Below are 6,697 nucleotides of genomic sequence, written 5' to 3' on the forward strand. Positions count from 1 at the left end.
TTGCCATTAGCGGTCGTCTCTCGGTGCAGCAGTAGCCGGTGTGGATTGAACCGGTGTAGGCAAGCGTAACGGCATAGTGGCCGGAGAGCCCGGCGCGCAGCGTAGCGGAGGTGACGAAACCTCAAAAAAGTTCTCGCGCTCGGCAGAGTCAAGAGGCTTTCCAAGATCGCCTTGTGACCCTGGCGACAGCGATAGATGTCCTTCAGGCGCTGTGGTCTCTTAAAGTCCGGTGCCAGACGCGGAGGATCTTGGCCAGCGGGAGCAACGTCTCGCTCGGCAGTTGCCATTCGTGGCTGTTGCTTGGGTTGTCCTCCATTGTTCGCGACCATGCTAATGGTCTCTTCGTGAATAGCGGAAAAACGTTTTCGAAACGGGCATGACCTGCCCTCAGACTTCCTTGCTTGCCCATTCCGACCTTTGCGACCGACGAACGCCGTAACCATCAAACGCCATAGGCGTGCGCCAGAAGCTTTGCCCGTGGCCAATAATCGTTTATGTGGGTGTTGAATATGCCAAAAGTTTCCTCGACCGGAATTTGTTCAGCCAACCGTGGTGATACGATCGACGTTGGGGAGATCGACTCCAAGCTGCGCGCACAGGTCCGTCCCAAGCAGCGGGCACTCTCCCCCAATAACGGTGTTCTCTCCGCTTTAAAGACGCCGAAAAAGCCGCAGCAACGGCAGACAGCCGACGATTTTTTGAAAAGCTGGGCAGGCGATGAGTTCTATCGTCGTAGCTACCCTGATCTGGATGCCGAATACGCCCAGTTTTGCGACAAGTTCGATGCAGAGGAAAAGCAGCAGACCTCAGAAAAGTCTTCCATACTGCATTTGCCGCGCTCCGGTGGAAATCCCGTATCACAGCCGATTGTTCAGACTGAAAGTCACCGCGGGAAGCGCAAAGCAACTATGCACGCCGACATTAATGCTAAGAAACAAGTCTTGCTCAAGTATTGCGAGCACGCCCGCAATCTCGCTAATGAGGCCATTGAAAAACAGCAAGAACGCGAGAATCAACTTAAGCAGGCAAAAGAAAATAATCGATTTTCTGACGCAGGTGCCAGCATGTTATTTGCCGCCCTCACACACGTATCGGATCCACAAGAGCAACACAGGAAATGCAAAAATATACTATTTAATGGCTTGTCGGGCGAGGCAAGTAACATCTTGATAACCCCGAGATTGATCGAGGAAGCGCGATTGACCGAGGAAGCGCCCGTCATCCTTGATATTCTTAAAAGCGAGGCATCAATCGCCCCCCTGAGCATCTTATTTAAAGAAAATCCATCTCTAAAAAATACGGTGATGCAAAAATTGTCGCAGGATTATGGAAAATTGATGCCCGAGCTTCTCGGCAACCGTGCTTATTTGGAGCGCGCGAACGAATTGTTTGGTGGAAACGGAACGGTAAGAGGCATAAGCATCATCGCCCGCCAATCACTCGAGAAAAACATGCGATTAATTGGCAACGCCTTTAAAGATGCATATGAGAAAGGCGAACATTCAAGAGTAAAAACGTTGGTGAATTTTGTCAACATAGCCGTACCCGCAATGCCCCGGGAATTGCGAAAGCAAGTTCACACGGAAATGCATGCTGCCCAGAAGGGGTGGCTCTTCAATTCTGATGCGTATAACCACCTAAAAAATAATAATGATCCTCTATATCGGTCGATCCGAACGTTAAAAAATACATTATTAAAGTAGCCAGTGACTCGCCGGCGGCACAATCTCACCACTAGCCGCTCCGAGATGTTACAGAGGGCATCTCGAATAACCGAGGTTTATTGAATCCTTCCGCGACATTTCGTTGGCGACGGAATACGGCTGTTTTTGTGCAGTCATTCACCGGTTTGTGCGCATTGTCGCCCGTTTTTTGGCTTTACATCGCCTCAGGCAGCGGCAACCCGGGCAACCATGGACGTCAGAAAGCCTCGATTCGGCCTTCCCGAAAACCACCAGCCGCTTCAGATTGTAGCGGACAGGGACCGCCAGCTTGCCTACGGTACTGAAGTCCGGACGCATGGCTGCAATCATCGATCAGCTTGCTCTCGATATGCTGATTAAACAGTGACTGACGAATTGAGTTGAATTCCAGAATAGCGTCGGCGACATTCAGATCATTGGCGTGAATGCTTTTTAATTTGCTTATCCTGGTTAAGGCTATTCTTCAGTGCCTCATCGAGCGTCGGTTGATCCGCCGCCTCAAGTTCCCAGATCGTCTTTACGCTTTTCTGTTGATCTGAAATCACGTCGCCTGCCTGCAAGCTATATGCAAAATGCGGACTGTTCGAGCGCTTTTTTGTTTAGATGATCGAGCCTGATATTTTGCTCGTGGAATACGAGTTCCATCCTGGAGCCGCATTCGATCTTACCACCAGCCGAAAAGCAATTCTTTAATTTTATCAAAAATGCCCTCCTTTCTGGCTCCTCCCCGCTCGCCCCCGCTCTCCATGAAATATGCTTTTCGTGTCTTTTCAGCATTAGAAAACATCTGATCCGTTTCATTTTTATACGCTGACACCAATTCACTAAACATGGCCTCTCTTTTTTTCACATCCGCCTGATCGAATTTCTTCGATATGTCAGAAAGCGTTGATTCACGGGTGCCTGACTTATCACGCAAAGTCTCAGGTGTAATCGGGCTTTTACGCGAATCATCGGAAAAGAGAGGATTTTTTTGCGTAGTCGGATGCATATGCTTTCGATCAAGCCGCGGATTTGATCCGGAAACACCTGGCAACGAATGCGGCCAATGAAATTGGCCGTCACTGTTTTTACGCGCCAGCCGGGATTGCGCAAGGGCCCCCTCCAGTAGATCGTTAAATGATTGATCATCCATTCCAGACGCTACTTCGAATGTCGTCCCTAGAGCCCGAGCATCACACATTCCCTTAAAGCGATGAAACAGATCCTGTGTACCACCCGGTTGCACCTGGAAATGCGGGGGAGCTAGAACCGTGGTCGCCAGGTCGTACAACGCATCAACTTTCTTCCCGCTCCCGGACTGCAGATTTTCAGCAGCGAGGAGAACGCCCGCCATCTTGCGTATCTGCAGGCAAAGCCCGACCAGGAGCGAACCATTTTTAGAGGGTGTACGCAGGTGTTTCCCCGAGCGTTCTGCCAGGCTCATGCTTGCCAGCATGCGATCGATCTTTTCGCGATGGGTCGTCACTGGCTGCTGAAGCAAGTTCAGAATTATCCCCAGAACATTTTTTTCATCTGCCGTTAGCCCAACCAGATCCGGCTCTGACCCTGATCCCGGCGTGGAACGAAGTGATGGAACCGTCAATGAGCCTCTTTGGTAGGCGCCTTCTGAATCGCTCGTACGATGCTCATCATTTACCTCGATCTCGAACTCTTCGCCAAGATAGTCAGAAAGTTGAACAGGATTGGCCTGCGATTCCGTTGCATGGTTCAGACGTTTCTCAACAACGCCGGAAGCGCCGGTATAAAAACTCTCATCATCGAAAGCACCCGCATCCTGACTCATCGATCGCGATACGCTGCTGATCGACGAATTAAGTTCATCGCAGTAGTATTGATTGTCCGATCGATGCAAACCTCCCAGAACGCCGACAAGGCGAAGGGCCCGCACAGGATTTTTTGGCCGCAGATCGGCAGTTAGCGCGAACCCTGGTAGCCTGTCCTGAAAGAATTCCCCAATTGTGTTCGATCTGGATTCAAACAGGGATGTGCCCACCGGGCGCGAATTCTCCTCGACCGGGCCCTGCGGGCGAAGTGCCGCGAGGGCCTCCCATACTTGTTTGGGGTGTTTGCAAACCATGCCGAACGGGCGCGGTAGTCCGGCGCGGTTGATCTCATGTGTGCCGGGCGGCAGGTCTGACAGGATTGCGCCCAACACTTTTTTCCGGGCAAAGACAGCTGGGTCTTTGCCTTCGGGCGGCTTGCGAGGGCTATAACGAATGTTTGCGCTACGGGCGCCGAAGATTTTATGCATCCTAAGTCCTGCATGAAGGCGTGCGAGCGTGACCTGCTCCCCGCGAGCCAGCCCAGCAGCAACGTGGGCTGGCAGGGGTCTCCGAGACGCTCAAGCCCCGGAGAGCCCGTTTGTCTGTCGCCCGTCAGTCTAAAGCGGAGAAGGATCCCGTGACGCCGTCTGGCAGCAACTGCAAATCTTTGATCATGAAATGGTGGATTTAATGGAAAACTTCCACGACCGCTTCACCGTCGGCCGATGATGCGTCGATCTCGTTCAAGGGTTATCGATTTCCGCCGACATCATCAGCGACTCGGCGTGGCTGTACTATCGCTTCCGCTGAGCCTGCGTATGCTCGAAGAGATCCTGGTTGCACGCGGTATCAGGCTGACGTATTAGACCATGACCATGCGGGATTGGGCGACGAAGTGTTCGGTTTGGCAATCGCCAAACGTATCCGTTTGACGGCGCTGGCGCGCGGCGGCAAGTGGCCTCTTGATGAGGTTGTGGTGACGATCGACGGCAAAAAGCACGCGGTTGTGGCGTGCGGTCGATCAGCACACGGTGCCGTACTCAACATACTGGTACAGAGTCGCCGTGACAAGGCCGCAGCCTCTAGCTGCTCAAGCGCCACGGCCGCCCACGCGTAATCGTGCCGGATTTTGTTCCCGAGCGCGCAAAGCACCTCGTATATGTGGTGTTATAGAAGCGCCCAGGACTGTGAAGAGCCGTGGTGTGGGTTCGACTACCAACCGGGTCGCGGGGCCTCCGCAGCGTTCTGGCGGGCTACAAAGGCTTGTTGATGATCGACGACTACAGTGCCTGGCGCACCTTAAAAGGGGCCACTCACCTGGGATGTCTGGTCCATGCTCGGCGCGCGTTTATCGACGCGCGCAAAAGCTCAGAAACGTGGCGCGCGCATCGAGAAAGCACTCAAGTTCTTCCAGGCGCGTTATCGGGTTGAAGCGCTCACGCCCCAGGATCCGCCTGAGGGGGAAACCCGAATCGACTACATGCCATCGATGGCACCAAAAGATAGCACAACATAGCGCTCAGCGTATCCTCATCAAGCCCAAACACCATGGACGTCGCTGGGCGAGGGACCGCAGGGCGGTGAGGTGTGATGGAGCGTCAGCGCAGTTGACGGTAGCGGATCAATTAGTGCATGAAAAGTCCGAGCAACGCGTCGCAGCCGGGCAAGGTCACCGCCCAGCCAGTGGTTATAACGACGATCGCAACGAAGAGCACGCCCAGCGCAACCCTGCCGATTTTTCGGTCGAGATGGCGTCTCTCGAAATGCGGATCGGTAGAAAAACATTCACCACAGTACGTCACCGCCGGACTGACGGGATGTCCACAATCGGCGCATGGCCGCGTTTTGAACGATGTTGTCATTCTGGTCTCCCGGTTTTACCGGTTATCGTATGGATGCAGGACCGATACGGATTGCATCGGACTGCGCAGCATGTCATTGTCATTTCTGCTGTTATCGTGGGCGCGGTAACGCCGCGAACGCATGGTATCACAGTCGCCGGCAAACTCAATTGAATGGGGGCTGCATCATGCACCGGCATCGGAAAGCCGCCGTCTCAGCTCGGAAAAGGTGGCAAGGTAACCTTGCCGCCCCTCGCTCGCAATCCACTTGAGCAGCGTCTCGTCCAGAGGCCCTTGCCGGTGATCCACAGCGCCGGAACCCGAAGACCCCACTACCCATGTGGAAATGAGCCACGCGTCGAACTTCATGGGCTCGATGATGTTCTTGAAGGTCGCGGTGGCTGAGTTGTAGGATTGCCCTTCCCCGCCCTGCTTCGTGTACGGCACAGTGTATTGCTGGCGCCACTGACGGTCAGCGCGCGGATCGCTGCCTTCGTGATCTTTAGCGTAGAGTTTTCCTGAAGTCCGGCATGCACCGTCGGCGTTTTTCCAGGACCCACCGGACTGATTGTGTGTGCGCCTGCGCCTAGCCGTGGGAGCCGGGGCGAGTCAAGGCCGACGCTTCAGGCGATGCAGGGCAAACGTAATTCCGCGGCGCAAGTCCCCATTCAGAATGCGGCCCATCACGGTTGTGAAGCTTCCCCAGACGAGCGCGATCGGGCGAGGCAACAGCATGATCGGCGCCACCCATATGTGAAACAAAGCGCGCTTCGCGAAGCGCATCTTGAAGCGCCGGTGCGTGTCATATCGGTCATCTTCGTCATCCATACGCTGACGAAGTAGATAGAACGGGTGGTGGGAGAGTAGCATCCGTGTTTCAAATTTGCGGATATCTGCGTCAGTGAATTTATTTCCGCGGTAGCTGTCGAGGATGTGACCCAGGCGCTCGACAAAGATTTCCGGTGCGTCGTAGCCGCCTGAGTTGTTGCGCTTACAGGCTAGCACGTATTCCGTCAGAAACGCGTTCTTGGGCGCCGCGATCGCCACCTGCATGGCTAGGTGAACCTGCACGAGATTACAGCCGCAAAATTGGCGAGCATCGAGGTCCGGGTGAAGGCTCCGCTTGATGATAAGCGATGAGATGAAGGTGATGAGCGGGCCGATGGCGCTGAGGAAGTTTCCGACGTCAAGGTATTCACGGATACCACCGACACGGCCTGGATATTCGCTGTTTGGGTCTTTATCGTAGCCGAAAGGGCGTAGACACAACACGCCGTAATCGTTCAATTCAAGCAGTTCGACGACGCGCGTAAGCGTCCCACGTACGTAGATATCGTCATCGCCCAAAATCTGTATATAGTCGCCACGTGCTTCATTGAAGCACTGC

The 6,697-nt window shown here is 54.1% G+C and carries 5 protein-coding genes and 1 pseudogene; 2 read left to right on the top strand and 4 right to left on the bottom strand.

Going from position 1 to position 6,697, the window contains the following annotated elements; translation table 11 throughout:
• The first annotated feature begins 509 nt into the window (after positions 1-509).
• The gene (locus tag AWB78_RS40790; protein ID WP_157697833.1) at positions 510-1,703 is read left to right on the top strand and encodes a hypothetical protein; all 1,194 of its coding nucleotides are present in this window, start codon (positions 510-512) and stop codon (positions 1,701-1,703) included.
• 664 nt (positions 1,704-2,367) lie between these two features.
• Here AWB78_RS40790 and AWB78_RS47270 read toward each other — a convergent pair.
• On the bottom strand, positions 2,368-3,957 hold the full coding sequence (locus AWB78_RS47270; protein WP_157697834.1) for a hypothetical protein: 1,590 nt from the start codon (positions 3,955-3,957) through the stop codon (positions 2,368-2,370).
• 650 nt (positions 3,958-4,607) lie between these two features.
• Between AWB78_RS47270 and AWB78_RS49005 the strand changes: the two are divergent.
• A pseudogene (locus AWB78_RS49005) lies at positions 4,608-4,976 on the top strand (IS66 family transposase); the annotation flags it as partial.
• Between the two features lie 118 nt (positions 4,977-5,094).
• On the opposite strand, the gene AWB78_RS47275 reads toward AWB78_RS49005, so the two are convergent.
• From AWB78_RS47275 to AWB78_RS40810, 3 genes are all read right to left on the bottom strand, one after another.
• Entirely contained in the window at positions 5,095-5,331 is a 237-nt protein-coding gene (locus AWB78_RS47275; protein ID WP_157697835.1) for a hypothetical protein, read from the bottom strand.
• 165 nt (positions 5,332-5,496) lie between these two features.
• Positions 5,497-5,757 carry a hypothetical protein gene (locus tag AWB78_RS40805; RefSeq protein ID WP_062612756.1) on the bottom strand — a complete coding sequence of 87 codons (261 nt, stop codon included), beginning with the start codon at positions 5,755-5,757 and terminating at the stop codon, positions 5,497-5,499.
• A 162-nt stretch (positions 5,758-5,919) separates the two neighbouring features.
• Positions 5,920-6,697 (bottom strand): glycosyltransferase (locus AWB78_RS40810; protein ID WP_157697836.1); only part of this gene is annotated, 778 nt, incomplete at its 5' end.

Source organism: Caballeronia calidae, from assembly GCF_900044055.2.
GTDB classification, from domain to species: Bacteria; Pseudomonadota; Gammaproteobacteria; order Burkholderiales; family Burkholderiaceae; genus Caballeronia; species Caballeronia calidae.